The organism is Paenibacillus sp. FSL R5-0887 (genome assembly GCF_038002305.1).
Lineage (GTDB): Bacteria > Bacillota > Bacilli > Paenibacillales > Paenibacillaceae > Paenibacillus_AQ > Paenibacillus_AQ odorifer.
The window spans coordinates 665,532-683,941 of sequence record NZ_JBBOCE010000002.1; the positions used below are offsets into that span (position 1 = coordinate 665,532).

Consider the following 18,410-nt stretch of genomic DNA (forward strand, 5'->3'; position numbering starts at 1 on the left):
CAGATTTATTGAGCTTTAGGAGCCAAAATCATAATCATGCTGCGGCCTTCCAGCTTTGGCTGGCGCTCAACAACAGATATATCAGCCACTTCGTTCTTCACTCGTTCGAGGATTTTTTGGCCGATATTCGCGTGTGTAATCTCACGTCCGCGGAAACGTACGGAGCACTTCACTTTATCGCCCTCACCCAAGAACTTGATCACATTGCGGAACTTAGTTTGATAATCATGTTCCTCAATGTTAGCACGGAACCAGACTTCCTTGATATCAACGACCTTCTGGTTTTTACGCGCTTCCTTCTCTTTCTTCTGCGTTTCATAACGGAACTTGCCGTAATCCATGATGCGGCATACCGGCGGCTTAGCCTGTGGTGCTACATTGACTAGATCCAGATTAAGATCGATCGCCATTTGCAGCGCTTCGCGGATCGGTTTAATTCCGATTTGCTCACCTTCCGCACCAACCAACCGTACCTCTTTGGCCCGAATTTCATCATTGATCATATGTTCCTTACTGATAACTCTCCACCTCCGGATCTTTTTAACAACTATTCTCACGTAACTCCATAAAAAAGGGGTGCCGGTAACACCCGACACCCCGTGTTTGATCAACGTTCATGAACATTAACATTCATAAAGCATTGAGATCAAAACCAGCCGGCGAATATGCCAGTCAGGTGAGAAGCAGGTGCTTCTTCTTGCAATCCCTATGATTTGCGTACTTGAATACTATACACCACACTATTTGGGGTGTCAATCCTTTTATGCAGAAATTTCGTGAATTTTATACCTGCTTACTTTGTACTTCTTCAAGTCGTACTACGCGAGTATGCTTGGTATGGCTCCATTGCTTATTGTTCTGCGTGAAGAACGCATAGAACGTAATCGGATACCACGAGATCAAGTAGATCGGGAAGAATACAAGATAAGCATATACTTTCTTGAACGTAACCTTCTCCAATGCCATCGCAATACCAAAAGTCACCAGATTGGCGCCAATAGCTAGGAAGCTGAGCCAGATCGGCAAGCTGCCGTAAATGTTAGCGATATTCGGTCCGTTAAAGAACGCCATATCCACCCACATTACCGCCGTCATTAAAAAAGTGAGCAATACAATATATACATTCGCTCCATAAAGCGCGAGGTCAAACTTCGTTAAGCTGCGTTCTTTAATACTTTGCCAAAGCAATGGGAAAAAATAACGGCGAGCAACAGTGAAGTGCCCCTGCATCCAACGCAGACGCTGTCTTGAGGAAGCCTTGAAGGTTAACGGCTTCTCATCAAATACCTTTGCATCATAATTGAACTTAGGATATACACCATGTGCTGCACTACGCATCGTAAACTCCAAGTCCTCGACCAAACTTGTAGCTCCCCAGCCCATTTCTTTAAGAAGTGTGGTCTCAAAACACATTCCCGTTCCGCCAAGGAAGTTAGCCATATTTAAATTATGGCGTGAAAGTTGCCACAAACGGTTAATATACCAGTACGAAATACCATAAGCAGCTGTAATCCAGGAATCCTCTGGATTCTTGGTGTCGATATAACCTTGGATTACCCGTGCACCTGAACAAAGATCATTATTCATCTCCATCAGGAACTCAGTATGCGCCAAGTTATCAGCATCGAACATGACAACAGCATCATATTGCCGCGGCATAGCCCACAGCTCTTTAAGCATCCATTCTATTGCGTAGCCTTTACCTCTCAGATTTGCATTGGTGCGGACACAAGCGTTCATGCCGTGTTCTCTAACGATGCGAGCTGTACCGTCTGTACAATTGTCACAAATTACAAATACATCGTACAGTTCTGATGGATAATTAAGCTGCTTCAGATTCTCCATTAATGCGCCGACAACTTCTTCCTCGTTATGTGCGGCAACAAGTACGGCAAAAGATTTTTCCGGCTTATACTGCGTTTTTTTCTTTTTCCTGTGCAGTCCGAATAATGAAAACGTAAACTGATAGACTGCGATTGCTGCCAAGATCACTTGGAGCGTAACAAACAGTGCGTCTGTCATGACCTTTTGATGCCCCCTTTTTTCACTCTTGGTGTTCTTTTTTTCTCTCTAGCTTGCTTGACGTTCTTTCTGACCCTTTTGTTGCATCCCTTAACAATAGACCAAGAGTATTCTTATTCTCGGCAGACTTCACAATTTTTATATATGCTGTTTAAAAGAATTCTATGGATTCCTTTTTTTGAATCCTTATTTATCTCTTACCCTTTTAAACAGGTTTAGTCTGCTTGAATCATTGTAAAGCGTAATAGTGCTCTAAGTCAAAACTGGCAAATTTCGTGTAAACCTGAGCTTTTCCTTGAAATGAACTACCTTTAAAAAGTATGATTAAGACAGATCTAAGCTATAGAACGGATTACTGCATTAACATCTGTTAACGGTAGCCGGACTAGCGGAGGGAATTAGATATGAGACATTTATTCATGAAACTACATCTCTGGGAGCGGCATCTTTTTAAGTGGATCAACGGACGAATGCATAATCGTTTTTTGAACTTTTGGCTCTTTTACCTTACTCATTTGGGTGGAGCTACAAGCACGATTGTTATCAATATACTGGTATGGGTATTAGCTCCTGAGCCTTGGAGAACTACAGGTTTACAAGCCTTAACAGCACTAGCTGTCAGCCATATACCCGTAGCTATCGCCAAAAAACTGTACCCGCGTATGCGTCCTTATCTGGCGTTACCGGAAACCAATACTTTTCGTAATCCATTAAAGGATCATTCTTTTCCATCTGGTCATACTACAGCTATCTTTGCTTCTACGGTCCCTTATATGCTGGCGTTTCCTGCTTTGACCGTTATTCTGCTGCCGCTAGCTTGTATTGTCGGATTTTCTCGTATTTATCTTGGATTGCATTATCCATCAGATGTTATAGCTGGCGCAGTGATCGGTTCCTGCGTAGCAGCTGGTACTATAGCCTTATGGATGTAAAGCATTTATTGTTAATAACCGGGAAAACCCTTGAGAATAGGTGAATCAACATTGCGTAAAAAAAGAATCTTAATACTCTCGGAAGGTTTTGGCGCCGGACATACACAAGCAGCTTATGCGTTGTCGAGCAGTCTGCGCCAATTATCGCCTAATTTACAAACGAAGGTGCTAGAACTTGGAAATTTTTTAAACCCCAAGATGGCACCTATTATTCTGTCTGCTTACCGAAAGACGGTAACGACACAGCCAAAATTGATGGGTTATGTCTACCGTCACCAGAAATCATTCAATCGTCTTACCACGCTTGCCTTGCATCGTATATTTTATACGCATTCCAAAAATATTGTGAGACAACTGAAACCCGACGTAATTGTCTGCACACATTTTATTCCAGGTGCTGTAGTGTCCCGCCTAAAGAGATTGGATCCTACCCTAAATGTGCCGCTCGTCACCGTCATAACCGATTATGATGCGCATGCAACCTGGATTAGCCCAGAGGTAGACCTTTACCTGGTTTCAACACCTGAGGTTAAATCCAAATTGCGCAGCCGAAATATTCCTGCCACGAAAATTCAGGTAACAGGTATACCGATACACCCTAATTTTTGGAAGCATCCCGGAAAGCAGGAGATTCGAGAGCAATTCAATCTGCGGGAGATGCCAACCGTTCTTGTCATGGGCGGAGGCTGGGGAATCATGAACGACCAAGTCGTAAATGCTTGTCTGGCGGAATGGCGTGACAAGATTCAGATTGTTTTCTGTCTCGGCAATAACGAACAGCTGCTAAAGGAAATGAAAGAAGACCCGCATTATAATCATCCTAATATCTCCTTACTCGGCTTTACGCGTGAAATCCACAAGCTGATGGAGGTATCCGATCTGCTGGTTACAAAACCGGGAGGAATGACCTGCAGTGAAGGGCTTGCAAAAGGTATTCCGATGCTCTTCCATCACCCTCTTCCCGGGCAGGAGGAGGAGAATTGCCGCTACTTTACTGCAGCCGGGTTCGGAGAACCCATCGAATCTTTAGAGGTTGTCGAAATGTGGATGGAGCGCCTCTTAAACAACTATGAGGATGTGCAAAACAAGCGCAAACTTCATCTTGAAGAAATTGCGCGCTACCATCCTTTACAATGTGCTCAGAGTATCATTGAATTATTGGAATAGTTAATTTAAAAAAGCGGCAGCCTCCAAACTACTTTACTTGGAGAGTTGCCGCTTTATTATTGAAGCATGCCATTTGAAGCAGTGCTTTGTAACTACAGCCGATATTTATCCAATCGGGTAGCCTGATACTGTTTGAGTGCTTCTGCACCAACAATTGCCTCGCAACGATGGATATTCACGCCACGTCCGACAAATTTCGTCTCATATTCTGTCATGATATGATCCTCGTTGATGATGCCATCTGCATGTAGGTCCAAAGAAATATTTTTCATCTGCAAGCCAAAGTCCGCAAAGGCATTTAATGAGAACTCAAAAAGACTGCGAGAATCTGTTTTTAGATGAATTTCACCTAGATCGCTAAGCAAACCGCGATATTTGTCAAGAAAACGCGGGTGTGTCAAACGACGCCGGGCATGCTTGCTTTTAGGCCACGGATCGCTGAAATTAAGATAAATCCGTTCAAGCTCTCCCGGAGCAAATACTTCCTCAGCATAATCGATATTTGCAAGTGCCAATTTCAGGTTAGGCGGTGTTTCATGTCCTGCCGGCTCCCATACTGCTCTAGCCTTATCTCCAGCACGGCGGATCAGCTCATCATACATATCCACTCCGATAAAGTTAATATCAGGATATTTAAAGCTCATTTGGCTGATAAACTGTCCTTTGCCCATTCCGAACTCCACATGGATCGGATGATCGTTACCGAACAGCTTGGACCACTCACCTTTATAACTCCGAGGATCTAGAATGACTAAATCCGTCTGTTCTTCCAAACTTTCACGTATTCCTTTTCTTCCGCGTAAACGCATAGGTATTCCTCCGATTATCTCTTATACGATAACTGTCACTTGCAATATTGTGCCGAAATTGTCCCAAAAAGTAAAGGGATTGCGGTAAAAAAGAAAAAGGAATTCTCTGGTTCAGCTCTTAAATGAGCTGTTCAGAGGAATTCCTTCGTTGTTGTATATTGGAATAGATTTCGTTCTTGTCTGGCAAATCAGGATTTACTTTGTGTTTGTGGCAAATGTCTTTTTTTCGAATGCGCTACGAATTTTGCGCTGCGCATCTGTCTTGATCTTAGGGTTGCCGTTAAATTCCACGCCCGTTAGTGCAAGGGCTTCATCTGGTGTTAAGTGGACTTCAATCGAATCTTTACCCTCAGCATATACCGTTTGAGAATTCATTGCTATCACCTCACGGTTATTATTATGGATCGGACGACACGAAATTATGAACTCTTGGATGAATTTCTTTATGCCACAGCAGCTTTTCACACTCTGAATATAACATACTATGTAAGCATTTTCAAGCTGAAAGCGCCTTATTTCCTGCCTATTTTTCATGCCGTTATGAGGAGTCAATGTTACGCCGAGCTCGGTTTTTTGATACAATGTATTGGATTATAAGAAACGGCTGTGCGTTCTCTGGGATAAGGACGCCATCTGTCTCAGAAAAATATAAGGATAAGGAATCTTATCCATAATTATATTTTCAGAAAGGGGCTTCTCGTGTCTAATCTTCAATACACTTCTCCTCCGCAACTTTGGGGAGATAAACGTTTTCATACTTGGAATTACGAAATGCGTGAACACATGAACACCAAGGTATTCAAAGTTATGCTTGATGCAGGCTTTACCTGTCCCAATCGTGACGGCTCCATTGCTAAGGGAGGCTGCACATTTTGCAGTGCCAGAGGTTCTGGTGATTTTGCCGGAAGCCGCCGAGATGACCTAGTCACACAATTCAATAACGTCCGTGACAGACAGCATCTGAAATGGCCAAATGCTAAATATATCGGTTACTTCCAAGCCTATACTAATACGTACGCTCCGGTCGAAGAGCTGAGAGAATATTTCGAAGTTATTTTGCAGCAGCCTGGTGTCGTTGGATTGTCTATTGCTACTCGCCCTGACTGTCTGCCGGATGATGTGGTCGAATATTTAGCAGAGCTGAACAAGCGTACGTATCTTTGGGTAGAGATGGGTCTTCAGACTATACATGACTCCACTTCTGAGCTTATTAACCGGGCGCATGATACGCAGTGTTATGTGGAGGCTGTGGAGAAGCTGCGCCGTCACGATATTCGAATCTGTACCCATATCATTCACGGTCTCCCACAGGAGACGCACGAAATGATGCTCGAAACGGTATCTGCTGTAGCTCGCATGGATGTGCAGGGAATTAAGATTCACCTTCTGCATCTCATGCGCAAAACACCAATGGTGAAGCAGTATGAAGCAGGATTGCTCCGATTCATGGAACAGGACGAGTATGTGAAGCTGATTGCTGATTCACTTGAAATTCTGCCCCCTGAGATGATTGTTCATCGCTTGACTGGAGATGCCCCACGGGATCTCTTAGTTGGACCGATGTGGAGTCTCAAGAAATGGGAAGTGCTAAATGCCATTGACGATGAGCTTGTTGCTCGTGATACTTGGCAGGGTAAGTATTGGAGGAAGGGCTAATGGGCTTTATGTCCGTTCTAAGCTTTGCTCATAAATTAATCTCTGAGCGGCTAACTTTAGGTGACCGTGCGATTGATGCAACTGTAGGTACTGGTGCTGACACGCTTTTTCTAGCCAAAACAACCGGAGCTCGTGGCGAAGTCTACGGCTTTGACATTCAAGCTGCGGCGCTGAAGCTGGCAGAAGAACGTCTCCGGCTTACGCGGGAGGACACTTCCTCACTCTCTGCCGTTACCTTACTGGAACGCAGCCATGCCGAAATGGCAGAAGCCGTCCCGGCTAACTGGCCAGGCACCGTTGGTGCTGTAATGTTCAATCTTGGCTATCTGCCTTCAGGCGATGCCGACAAGAATATCATTACTGAGCCGGATAGCTCTATTGCAGCCCTGGAAGCTTCACTCCAGCTGCTGCGTCCGGGGGGAATTATTACGGCTGTACTGTATCCTGGCCATGCAGGCGGAGATCTCGAAGCCGCCGCTGTTGAAGCTTGGGCTGCGACTGTTTCCCCTAAGGTAGCGCAGAGCATTGTATACCGCCAGTTGCAGCGCACGGACACACCTTATGTAATTGCCCTCGAGAAGAAAAAAGGTTCCCCATCTTAAGCTTTGTAAACAATCAAACAATCTTGTAATTGGGAAGGAAGATTACGAATGACACAACCATATCCTTTAAAATTTCAACCGGAGTTTAAAGAACGTGTCTGGGGTGGCCGCGCGCTGGAGAAATTCGGCCTGAATCTACCAGAAGGTCATATTGGTGAAGGCTGGATGATTGCCGATCATGCGAATGGAACATCTTCGGTGGTTAATGGAGAATTAGCTGGACAAGGTCTGGATCAAATTCGTGAGCAATTTGGTCACGAGTGGTTCGGAAGCAAGGGAATATCAGAAACTGGTGGAAGATTTCCACTCTTGATCAAATTGTTGGATTGCAACGACAACCTTTCCGTTCAAGTCCATCCTACGGATGATTATGTAGGATTGCCTAAAGGTGAACTGGGTAAAACAGAGATGTGGTACGTATTAGACGCTAAGCCAGATGCAAAAATCATCTACGGCCTTAAAGAAGGTGTAGACCGTGAAACATTACGCGAAGCACTGGAAAAAGGCACGGTTATGGATAGCCTTCAAGAGGTATCTGTCTCCGCTGGCGATTCCTTCTACATCCCTGCCGGAACGGTACATGCTCTATGCGCTGGTGTCGTTGTAGCGGAAATTCAACAGAATTCCGACACTACATACCGTATTTATGACTACGACCGTCCAGGTCTAGATGGAAAACCACGCGAGCTTCATATCGAGGATTCTCTGAATGTTACAGCTTATGAAGGCGCTGGCGCTACTTCGATGAAGACCGATCATGCAGTGCCTGGAGAGTGGCTGCAGCTCGCCGCTTCACCTTATTTTATTGTCGAAAAAGGGATCGTAAATGGTTCATGGGATCTCACCACTTCAGAAGACAGCTTCACTATTCTGGTTATCTGCGAAGGCAGCGGACATCTGACTTGGGAAGGCGGCTCCCAGCCTTATGCCGCAGGGGAATGTTATCTAATTCCTTCCAACCTAGGCCGTTATACTATCGAGGGTCATTCTACTGTGCTTCGCTCTTATTTACCATAAGTCGAGAACCTTTAGGAGGAATGGACCATGAAGGAAAACAGCTTTACTCTAACGGATCCCATAGGTGTAACCATCCATGTCTATGAATGGTTACCTGAGTCCGATGTGCCAGTTAGAGGAATCGTGCAAATTTCACACGGGATGTGTGAAACTGCTGCCCGCTACGCTCGTTTTGCGGAAGCTTTAACCGGGGTTGGTTATGCAGTATATGCCAATGACCACCGGGGACATGGTAGAACCGCTGGTCAAGTCAACCTGCTTGGTGATGTTGGGGAGGACGGATTTTATTGGATGCGGCGCAATCTTCTGCAGGTAGGTGCCGCAGCACTCTCCAAGCATGAAGGAAAGCCCATCATTTTATTCGCACACAGTATGGGTTCCTTTCTGGGTCAAAAACTCATGTGCGAAGAAGGCAACGAAATCTATTCAGGGTTTATCCTAAGCGGGACAAATGGTCCACGCAGTATGCTGCGTATTGGAGAATCTCTGGCTAGCGCGCAGCTTAAGCTAAAGGGTGAGCATCATCGCAGTGTACTGCTGAACAGTCTGGTATTTGGCAGCTATAACCGCGCCTTTTCCCCGGTCAGAACAACATTTGACTGGCTGAGCAGCGATACTGCGGAAGTAGATAAGTACATTTCCGATCCATTCTGCGGAGCTATTTGTACAACACGCTTTTTCCGTGGTTTCTTCCACCTCCTAAGAGAGATCCATACTGAGGAATCACTTAGCACATTATGTACAGGTAAGCCCATTTATATATTCGGTGGGGATAAGGACCCTGTCGGGATGAACGGTCAAGGCATTCCCCGTCTTGCGGAGTTGTATAAGAAACGAGGAGTGTCAGACGTTGAGTTCCGACTCTATCCAGAAGGCAGACACGAAATGCTAAATGAAGTGAATCGAGATCAAGTCACAGCCGATGTGCTCAACTGGTTAGAGCGCCACCTTCCTTCAGAGGTTGCTAAGATAAGTTAAGAAAAAAGCGCAGTTGTTAGTGAATTTATGAGACGAGAAATGAGACAACATAGAAGCGATGCTCCCGGTATTTGGGAGATCGCTTCTTTGCGGTTTGCGTAACTTATCTCAGCAGACTTCTCAATCTAACAATCTCCAGTTCCTCCGCGCATCTGAACTTTAGTAAATAAACTTCCGCCACCACTTTCGGACTCAGTTGACGCTGTCTTCAGCTCATCGCTCTCCCCCTCCACGTACAAACTCGGTTGTCGCTAGCTACACATCATTACTCTCCCCGCTACTTCCGGACTCAGTTGACGCTATTTGCTAATTTATAGCCTTTCGAGCTAAATATCGGACTCCAGTGCAGCTATTCATGCGAAACAGGTTCATATTTGGTGTGTTTCGTGCCAATAGCGACTATGCGGTCCGTTAGCATCCAAAAAACAGGATATTTCCACGTATAAGGTCCGCTGGGTCCGCCTACGTCAGGTTACTCACCGCTTTCGGACTCAGTTGTCACTAGCTACATATCATCACCTTCTTCCTCCGCTTTCTTTCGGACTCAGTCTCCAGCTGATCACCTTCCTACACCACTTGCAGACTCAATCGTCACTAGATTCACATCATCACCTTCCCCCGCCGCTTTTGGACTCAGATGACGCTATTTGCTAATTTATAGCCTTTCGAGCTAGATATCGGACTCCAGTGCAGCTATTCATGTGAAACAGGTTCATATTTGGTGTTTTTCGTGCCAATAGCGACTATGCGGTCCGTTAGCATCCAAAAAACAGGATAATTCCACGTATAAGGTCCGCTGGGTCCGCCTGCGTCGGGTTACTCACCGCTTTCGGACTCAGATGACGCTATTTGCTATTTTCAGACATTCGAGCTAGGTTTCGGACTCAGTTGTCACTAGCTACACATCATCATCATCTTCCTCCTCCGCTTCGGACTCAGTTGTCACTAACTACACATCATTACTTTCCCCGCTACTTCCGGACTCAGATGACGCTATTTGCTAATTTATAGCCTTTCGAGCTAGGTTTCGGACTCCAGTGCAGCTATTCATGCGAAACAGGTTCATATTGGGTGTGTTTCGTGCCAATAGCGACTATGCGGTCCGTTAGCATCAAAAAAACAAGATAATTCCACGTATAAGGTCCGCTGGATCCGCCTGCGTCGAGTTACTCACCGCTTTCGGACCCAGTTGTCACTATCCCCACCATCTCTCTCCTCCACCACATGCGGACTCAATCGCCACTAGCTCCACCTCATCCCCTTCCCAGCCACTTGTGAATCCAGATGACTCTATCGCCCAAGGCAAAAAATAGACCGTCCCATAAAGGAACGGTCTATCCTTCCACCCGCCTATTACAAAGGCAGTGTGTAGTACTGAGCGCGTTGGCTCTCGTTCTGCTGATACATTACGATTAGTAGCGTGCGTCCTTCCCTAATGGAAGCGGGCTCCGCTACAGCTAAAGCCGAGCTTGCTGCTTGCATAGTCTCTTCTAAACTACTATTTGCTGCTCCCTGTAATGGCGAGTCTGCCGAAGGCAACACCTCCAGATTAGCCATATCAGCTTCACCATCCTCAAGGCCCTCATCGGCACGCATGCCGCTGATGGAATCCAGCACCGCTTCCAGCGAGAATGGCAATACTTCCAGCACAGTATACTTTTGCAGTTCTCTTTCGTTAAGTCCTGCTTCTGCTAACTGGGCAGAAATTTGACCCGGATTAGCCGCGATATCTTTCAAATAGCTCGACCAATCCGACTTATCCAGCAAGAAATCCCACCAGATTTTGCGCGGCTTGTACTTGTGTCCAAGAAAATAGTCCAGCTTCATCAAGCCAGTTATAACATCCATAGACGGCGTCCCGCGATCTATCAGGAAGGACTGCAAGCGGGTGAAGAGATCTTCCAGCTGATGGCCAATCTTTTGCCAGCCTCTCTCCTCCCAATAGTCACCGAACTCCTGAAAGAAATCGAATGGCGAATCAAATACATGACGGATCAAGTACTTGGCCGTATGGTCCATCCGGTGGCTGTTCCAGTATTTCTCCAGCACATCCTCAAGCCGCTTCAAACGGATAATGTCTGAGAAAGGCATCATATGACTGCTAAGGATTTCATAAGGTGCGTGTTCCATATACGTGTACTCATATTTAGACGCCTGCGCCCGCAGCCCCGTTCCCCGCAGCATTTTGAGGAATCCTAGCTGTAGCTCTTCCGGCTCCATAACGAATACATCATTAAAAGTTTTACGGAAGGTACTGTAATCCTCCATAGGTAGTCCTGCAATCAAATCTAGATGCTGATCGATATTGCCGCTTGCCTTAATCTTCATTACGGTACGGGACAGCTTTTTGAAATTCTGGCGGCGTTTAACAAGCTCATTCGTCTCATCGTTGGTTGATTGCACCCCAATTTCAAATCTAAAAATACCCGGAGGCGCATTCTTAGATAGGAAATCCAGAACTTCAGGCCGCATGATATCTGCGGTAATTTCGAACTGAAACACGCAGCCTTGATGATTATCGATCAGGAATTGAAACATTTCCATCGCATAGTTGCGGTTGATATTAAAAGTACGATCCAGAAATTTAATGATTTTGGCGCCATTCTGTATTAAATAAAGCAGATCGGATTTCACTCGTTCAATATCATAATAACGTACGCCTACCTCAATACTGGATAAACAGAACTGGCAGTTAAATGGGCACCCGCGGCTTGTCTCAAAATAAACAATACGTTTACTCAAATCTGGAATATCCTCAGGAAAACGATGCGGCGTAGGCAGGGTATTCAGATCGCTTTTGGGACGTGGTGGATTGACAATGATCTCTTCTCCCTTGCGATAAGCGGCTCCATACACAAAGTGAAACTTACGATCATCCCTTAGCTCCTGCAGCAAATGGTGGAACGTCTCTTCCCCATCTCCATTAACTATAAAATCAATGCCAGCTTCTCTTTTCATCCAATGAAGCGGCTCATACGAAACTTCCGGTCCTCCGAGAACAATCGTAACTTCAGGCATCACTTGCTTAAGAATACCAATCAGCTTCAGCGTCTCTTCGATGTTCCAGATATAACAGGAGAAACCAATCACATCTGGCCGTTTCTGAAACAAGTCGGACACAATATTCATCACGGGATCTTTGATGGTGTACTCTGCCAAATGAATATCCTTAAATTCATGCTCACTGTACGCTTTTAGCAAGCGGATTGCGAGCGAGGTATGAATATATTTAGCGTTTAACGTGGTCAGGACGATTTTCATGCTACACGACCTTTTCTACATTTCATTTTGAAAAAACTCTAAGAATGCCTTACCGTACTTCCGGTATTTCACTTCCCCAACACCCTTTACCCTCAGCATTTCCGCTTCGGTCTGCGGGCAAACCACACTCATCTCACGCAGCGTGGCATCATTAAAAATAATGTACGACGGCACATGCTCGCGTCCTGCCAATTCACGCCGGATAAGACGCAGCTGCTCAAAGACAGTCTCATTGACGGCTGATGGCGACAGGTCATGCCCCCGACTACGAACTCTCGTACCGGATGTTGTACCTGTCCGCGAAGGCCGTGCCACACGCTGCATCACCTCACGCTGTCCGCGCAGGACCTCGGCAGCCAAAGGCTGAAGCCGTACTACAGGGTACTGGCCTTCCGACAAGGCAAGATACCCTTCTGAGATAAGCACATTGATACTCTCTGAGATTTCCTTCTCCGTCCGGCTCGACATCGCCCCATGTGTGGGCAGCTTATCGAAGCCGTACTGCATCACCTTTTGATTGCGAGAGCCTTTCAGCACAGATGCCACCAACGCTACACCATAACGCTCCCGCATGCGGTGGATGCAGGAGAAAATCTTTTGCGCATCGACGGTCATATCCACTAGCTCTCGTTCATCCGTACATGAGCTGCAGATACCACATGGCTTGTCCCCATGCTCTTCCCCGAAATAATCCAGCTGGGCACTGCGCAAGCAGCGAGTAGTATAGCAATAATCAATCATTTGCTGAAGCTTGCGATATTCGTTAGCTTTACGGTCAGTATCCTGTGGATTCTGCTCGATCAGGAACTTTTGCGTCATAATATCCTGCGCACTAAACAGCAAAATACATTCACTCGGCTCCCCGTCACGTCCAGCACGACCTGCTTCCTGAACATAAGCTTCCATATTTTTGGGCATATTGTAGTGAATTACGTACCGGACATTGGATTTATCAATCCCCATCCCAAAGGCATTCGTAGCCACCATGACCCGGATATCGTCATAGAGGAACCCTTCCTGGCTATCTGCCCGCTCCTGGTCGTTCATACCCGCATGATAGCGACCTGCCGCTATGCCAGAAGCTTGCAGCCTCTGATACAGATCATCTACTTCTTTGCGGGTTGCCGCATATACAATCCCCGGCTGGTGAGAATGCGTAGCCGCATAATCCATAACGAACTCCCGCTTGTTCTCTCCACGCAGCACGGACATTGCCAGATTATCTCTGCCTAGCCCCGTCATGAAAATACCCGGCTCGCGCAAGCGCAGCAGCCGGACCATATCCTCCATAACCTCCGGCGTCGCCGTGGCGGTAAATGCTGCCAGGATCGGACGTTTAGGCAGCTCATCTACAAATGGAGATACCGACAGATAACTTGTCCGGAAATCATGTCCCCACTGGGATACACAGTGCGCTTCATCAACAGCCACGCAGGAAATAGACAGCTCAGCCATTTCCAGACGGAACCAGTCCAGCTCAAGTCTTTCGGGCGCAACATAGAGCAGCTTCAAATCGCCCCGCCGGGCAGCCCGAATCCGCTCATTCACTTCTTTTCCGCTTAACGTGCTATTAATAAAGGCTGCCGGAATACCCGCAGTAGTTAACGCATCTACCTGGTCTTTCATCAGCGAGATCAGTGGTGATATTACCAGTGTCAGCCCTGGCAGGAGCAGTGCAGGAACCTGATAACAGATCGATTTCCCGCCACCCGTAGGGAGGATTCCCAGTGTGTCGCGTCCTTCCAGCAAGTTCTGAACAATCTTTTTCTGGCCATCCCGAAAGTCTGGATAACCGTAATATTTTTGCAGCTCAGCCTGCGCCTGTTCAATAGTAGGTGCTTGCATCTTCATATCTCTCATAACTCCTTAGGCGTTTCTATCTTTAGTTTAGCGGTCAATGGTGTAATGAGCAACACTTCTTAACTATCATCACCCTGTTCTTCTTTTGAAATATTTACATAAAAGGTCTTCTTTTAAGCCAAGCTTTAATAAGCGTGATTTCATAGAAAGGTGGAGCGACCGTGCAAAATTGGAAACAAAAATATACCTCCTTTAAACAAAAGCCTGCACGTAACGAGTCCTCTGCCCAGGACAATCGTCCAGTAAAGCCATTGGATTCCAGCCTGAAGAGCAATATAAGCTTCATTCGACAAGTCTTTGGAGAAGACAGCGACCTTATTGTCCGTAACTTCAAGGTATACGGTAGATATGATGCGGCTATTATCTTTTTTTCTTCTGTGGTGGACCAGAATCAAATTCAGAACTATGTTTTAAAGCCATTAATGAATGTTTCCTCCGACCACTCAGAAATTCCAAAAGATCTAAAGGATTTACCTGATTACATCTGGAGTATGACGGTACAAGTCACACAAGGTAACCGCACTAAGGACCTAAATACTCTAGTCTCCGTCTTGTTGGATGGAAATGTAGTTCTAATCATAGATGGAATGGATCAGGCACTTTACTTCAATCTGCGTAAAATTGAGCATCGTAGCATTGAGCAACCTCAAACTGAACAAGTTATACGCGGTTCGCGTGATGGGTTTATAGAGAATTTAGAATCCAATATCTCTTTGCTTCGCTATCGACTACAAACGCCGGATTTTCGTGTAGTAACTGCCCCTCTTGGCGTACGGACGCGCTCAAAAGTAGCTGTTTGTTATATCGAAGGAATAGCCGATCCAGGGCTAGTTCAAAAGGTGATGAAGAGATTATCAGCAATAAATGTAGACGGCATCCTTGATGCGGGGTATATCGAGCAATTTATAGAGGATCATCCCCTTTCCCCGTTTCCACAGGTTCAGCCAACCGAACGTCCGGATAAATCTATAGCCTCTTTATTAGAAGGACGAGTCATCATCCTTGTAGATGGCTCACCTTTCTGCCTCATCGTCCCGGCACTTTTCAACCAATTCTTTCAGACGATGGATGACTATACGGAACGTTTTATCGTAGGAAGCCTCCTAAGAATGATCCGCCTGATCGCATTATTATTTTCCCTTTTCTTCCCTGCCTTATATGTATCCATTATCTCTTTCAATCCTGAGCTACTGCCGACAGAGTTCGCCGTAGCAATAACAGGTGCAAGAGCTGGCGTACCCTTTCCAGCCGTATTGGAAGTTCTGATTATGGAAGTCTTCATGGAGGTGCTGCGCGAAGCAACCATTCGCCTACCGCAAATGATTGGCGGGGCTCTTTCTATTGTAGGTGTGCTTGTCATTGGTCAGGCAGCCGTAGCAGCAGGTCTGGCGAGTCCAACTACCGTAGTTGTTGTGGCTATAACGACCATAGGGTCTTTTGCCACACCCGCTTACAATGCCGCAATCTCTTCAAGAATGCTTAGATTTCCATTGATCATATTGGCAGGCTGCTTTGGCCTGTACGGAGTAATGCTGGGCACTATTGTTATTATCAACCACTTATTATTCCTGGAATCTTTTGGCGTTCCCTACATGACCCCCTTTGTCCCTACGATATGGAAGGACCTTAAGGATAGTATCGTTCGGGTACCTTTATGGTGGATGCGAAGCCGCCCAAGCTTTCTTAATACACCTGATCCTGATCTTCTTGCTAAGGATATTCCGAAAATGCATACCGATCTGATTTTTAAGGAGAAAAGTGAAGCTGATGAATAGTAACCGCCCCATAACAACGATCCAAGTCATGGCTGTAATCGTCAGTACGATTATAGGAATAGGAATCTTAAGTATTCCTCGTTATATGGCTGAAGCCGGAGACAGTGGTGCACCGCTCGTGACTGCTTCTGGTGTACCTGTTGCTTTTTTGGGTTGCTGGTTTACAGCAGCTGTCTGCCGAAAATTCCCGAACGAAACGTTGTTCGTATTCAGCCGCCGCCTTCTCGGAACTGGGCTCGCGGATATTTTCTCCATTTTTATTTCTTTGTTTTTTGCTTTCTCTGCCGGGATCACCATGCGCCAATTCGGAGAAGTATGTATTGCGGTTGTCTTTAAAAAGACACCCATCGAAGCAGTAATTCTCTTAATGCTCCTACTGGTTGCCTTATCAATCCGAAGAAATATTGTGAAATTCACTTATGTCCATGTTTTCTATTTACCTTTTATTCTATTATCTGTTATAGCAATTGCCTTGGTAGCTATGAAAAATGTTGATGTTCTAAACTTGCTACCCCTCACCGGAAATCACACCACCTTTTCAAGCTTTTCCAAAGGAACGATTACGTCCGCTGGCCTTTATCAGGGCACATTTGTCATCATCCTGCTGGTCCCTTTAATGAAAAAACCTCAACAGATCCTTAAAGCAGGTACTGTTGCGCTTTGTATCATTGGATTCATTTATGTAATGATCGTTTGGGTCACTTTAGGCATGTTTGGAGCTCAAGAAACCAAATTACTTTCCTATCCAACCTTAGAAGCAGCTCGCTCCATATCCATCGGCGCAGGACTTTTAGAACGGTTTGATGCTCTTTTTATAATAATTTGGGTGGTTTCTATATTCACTTCCATCTTTACGAACTACTACTTAGCTGCATACTCTCTGCAACAAGTGCTGCGGCACAAGGATCACCGCCTAATATCCAGCTTCTTACTTCCACTTATCATCACTTTTTCACTTTTGCCGAGAAATATATTTCAGGTCTATTCATTTGCTAGCATTACAGCGATAATCGGTTTGATTTTTTTGACCTTCTATCCTCTTTTATTATGGTTAGTCTCTCTAATCCGAAATAAAGGAGCCATTTCTCATGAATAAAAAAATTTACAAGCGTGTAGTTCTTATATTTATTCTCTCACTCATGTCTGGCTTACTCTCAGGGTGCTGGGACCAGCTTGAAATAGAAGACCGTGCATTGGTACTAGGGTTATCCATTGATTCCGTCCCTCCAGACAGCAAAATAAATGATGATCAAACCACTCATCTTAAAAGCGCAAATATTAACCTTCCAAAAATCCGTGTGACCGCCCAAATTGCGGTTCCGGGAAGAGTTCCACTCGGACCAGGCAGTGGGGGTGAAGGCGGAGGCGTGAATCAAAATCCAGTATGGGTCGTAGAAGTGTACGGGTACACCTTAGATGACGCCATGAACAATTTACAGCAGCAAATTTCTGATCCACGTTATCTAATTCATTTACGAGTGATTATTATTAGTGAGGACATAGCAAAAAAAAGCATGAATGACTTAAATGATTATTTGCGGCGAAATCCAGAAGTTCGTCGCCGGACCTGGCTGCTAGTATCCGAAGGGGAGGCTGCTAAATTTATGAATATTAATCCTCCGCTGCAGCGAGTGCCGACCCTTTACATCCTCTCCACTATGGAAAAAGCAGTAACATCAGGAAAATTCCCCGCTGATTATATAGGTGTATTCTGGTCAGCAGAATCCAAATGGGGCGAAAGTGGTTATCTGCCTTACGTCTCATTACATCAGGAAGACAATATCATGATTAAAGGCCTAGCTTACTTTAGTGGTGGAGTGATGGTCGGATCGACGATTCCGATTGAGATTGGCGCATATATGTCCATGAAGGGCATTAATCCCGGGGGATACTCCGATCTTTTTTATGCTGATGAATTCGGTCCGGTGATGCTCAAGGTCAACGACCGGTTCACGAGGGTGAAGGTCCATTTCAAAGAGGGCAAACCTCACATCACTTATAACCTCACTTTAGAGGCGGCTCTAGATGAGCATTTACGTAGTGATATCCCTATCGATTCCAGCCGTTCTTTAGAAAAGATTGAAGATATTTTTCAAAAGAGAGTGATCGGTATTTTCAACCACCTTATCGAAGAAACTCAAAAAGCGCATTCCGATGTCTTTGGCATGGGTGAATATATTCGTGCATATGCTCCCTCCTACTGGAAAGCCAATATTCGTGACAAACATGACTGGGAGCAGCAGTATTCCAATCTCAGTATTGAAGTTAAGTTGAAAACTCACATCGACAGAGTAGGTCTTAAACAAAATTAAATGACGTTTATGGGAGGCT

15 protein-coding genes are annotated in these 18,410 nt (G+C 45.5%); 9 read left to right on the plus strand and 6 right to left on the minus strand.

Translation table 11 applies throughout. The annotated features are described in order from the left end of the window. Positions 1-5 precede the first annotated feature (5 nt). Complete coding sequence (gene infC, locus MKY14_RS20780; RefSeq protein WP_036679510.1) at positions 6-503, minus strand: translation initiation factor IF-3; 498 nt, start codon at positions 501-503, stop codon at positions 6-8. Between the two features lie 280 nt (positions 504-783). Next, positions 784-2,022, minus strand: coding sequence for a glycosyltransferase family 2 protein (locus tag MKY14_RS20785; RefSeq protein ID WP_036679513.1), 1,239 nt, complete (start codon positions 2,020-2,022; stop codon positions 784-786). Between the two features lie 404 nt (positions 2,023-2,426). Here MKY14_RS20785 and MKY14_RS20790 point away from each other — a divergent pair, with 404 nt between their 5' ends. Further along, positions 2,427-2,954, plus strand: a complete 528-nt coding sequence (locus MKY14_RS20790) for a phosphatase PAP2 family protein (protein WP_076128062.1) — start codon at positions 2,427-2,429, stop codon at positions 2,952-2,954. A gap of 51 nt (positions 2,955-3,005) precedes the next feature. After that, positions 3,006-4,121 carry an MGDG synthase family glycosyltransferase gene (locus MKY14_RS20795; protein WP_076193000.1) on the plus strand — a complete coding sequence of 372 codons (1,116 nt, stop codon included), beginning with the start codon at positions 3,006-3,008 and terminating at the stop codon, positions 4,119-4,121. A 92-nt stretch (positions 4,122-4,213) separates the two neighbouring features. Here the strand turns inward: MKY14_RS20795 and trmB are convergent, their stop codons facing one another. Beyond that, on the minus strand, positions 4,214-4,930 hold the full coding sequence (gene trmB, locus MKY14_RS20800; RefSeq protein ID WP_036679523.1) for a tRNA (guanosine(46)-N7)-methyltransferase TrmB: 717 nt from the start codon (positions 4,928-4,930) through the stop codon (positions 4,214-4,216). Positions 4,931-5,125: 195 nt separating this feature from the next. Next, positions 5,126-5,305, minus strand: coding sequence for a hypothetical protein (locus tag MKY14_RS20805; protein WP_036679526.1), 180 nt, complete (start codon positions 5,303-5,305; stop codon positions 5,126-5,128). A gap of 324 nt (positions 5,306-5,629) precedes the next feature. On the opposite strand from MKY14_RS20805, the gene MKY14_RS20810 reads away from it, so the two are divergent. From MKY14_RS20810 to MKY14_RS20825, 4 genes are read left to right on the plus strand one after another with little or no spacing between them, the layout of a single operon-like run. Beyond that, positions 5,630-6,586: a TIGR01212 family radical SAM protein gene (locus MKY14_RS20810; protein ID WP_076128066.1), complete on the plus strand. Its 957-nt coding sequence runs from the start codon at positions 5,630-5,632 to the stop codon at positions 6,584-6,586. Then, positions 6,586-7,188 (plus strand): class I SAM-dependent methyltransferase, encoded by a 603-nt coding sequence (locus tag MKY14_RS20815; protein ID WP_076193002.1) that lies wholly within the window; start codon positions 6,586-6,588, stop codon positions 7,186-7,188. The genes MKY14_RS20810 and MKY14_RS20815 overlap by 1 nt, the downstream gene beginning before the upstream one ends. A 48-nt stretch (positions 7,189-7,236) precedes the next feature. Further along, complete coding sequence (locus MKY14_RS20820) at positions 7,237-8,205, plus strand: type I phosphomannose isomerase catalytic subunit (RefSeq protein WP_076193004.1); 969 nt, start codon at positions 7,237-7,239, stop codon at positions 8,203-8,205. A gap of 27 nt (positions 8,206-8,232) precedes the next feature. Continuing rightward, positions 8,233-9,183: an alpha/beta fold hydrolase gene (locus tag MKY14_RS20825; protein WP_076128072.1), complete on the plus strand. Its 951-nt coding sequence runs from the start codon at positions 8,233-8,235 to the stop codon at positions 9,181-9,183. A 1,353-nt stretch (positions 9,184-10,536) separates the two neighbouring features. On the opposite strand, the gene MKY14_RS20830 is transcribed toward MKY14_RS20825, so the two are convergent. Together MKY14_RS20830 and recQ are read right to left on the minus strand one after the other, a co-directional pair. After that, positions 10,537-12,444 carry a B12-binding domain-containing radical SAM protein gene (locus MKY14_RS20830; RefSeq protein WP_076193008.1) on the minus strand — a complete coding sequence of 636 codons (1,908 nt, stop codon included), beginning with the start codon at positions 12,442-12,444 and terminating at the stop codon, positions 10,537-10,539. A gap of 15 nt (positions 12,445-12,459) precedes the next feature. Then, entirely contained in the window at positions 12,460-14,295 is a 1,836-nt protein-coding gene (gene recQ, locus MKY14_RS20835; protein ID WP_076193010.1) for a DNA helicase RecQ, read from the minus strand. 170 nt (positions 14,296-14,465) lie between these two features. Here recQ and MKY14_RS20840 point away from each other — a divergent pair, with 170 nt between their 5' ends. From MKY14_RS20840 to MKY14_RS20850, 3 genes are read left to right on the plus strand one after another with little or no spacing between them, the layout of a single operon-like run. Further along, on the plus strand, positions 14,466-16,079 hold the full coding sequence (locus tag MKY14_RS20840) for a spore germination protein (RefSeq protein ID WP_139330130.1): 1,614 nt from the start codon (positions 14,466-14,468) through the stop codon (positions 16,077-16,079). Continuing rightward, the gene (locus MKY14_RS20845; protein WP_076128078.1) at positions 16,072-17,175 is read left to right on the plus strand and encodes a GerAB/ArcD/ProY family transporter; all 1,104 of its coding nucleotides are present in this window, start codon (positions 16,072-16,074) and stop codon (positions 17,173-17,175) included. Before MKY14_RS20840 ends, MKY14_RS20845 begins: the two co-directional genes overlap by 8 nt. Then, on the plus strand, positions 17,168-18,391 hold the full coding sequence (locus MKY14_RS20850; RefSeq protein ID WP_340395142.1) for a Ger(x)C family spore germination protein: 1,224 nt from the start codon (positions 17,168-17,170) through the stop codon (positions 18,389-18,391). The genes MKY14_RS20845 and MKY14_RS20850 overlap by 8 nt, the downstream gene beginning before the upstream one ends. Positions 18,392-18,410 lie beyond the last annotated feature (19 nt).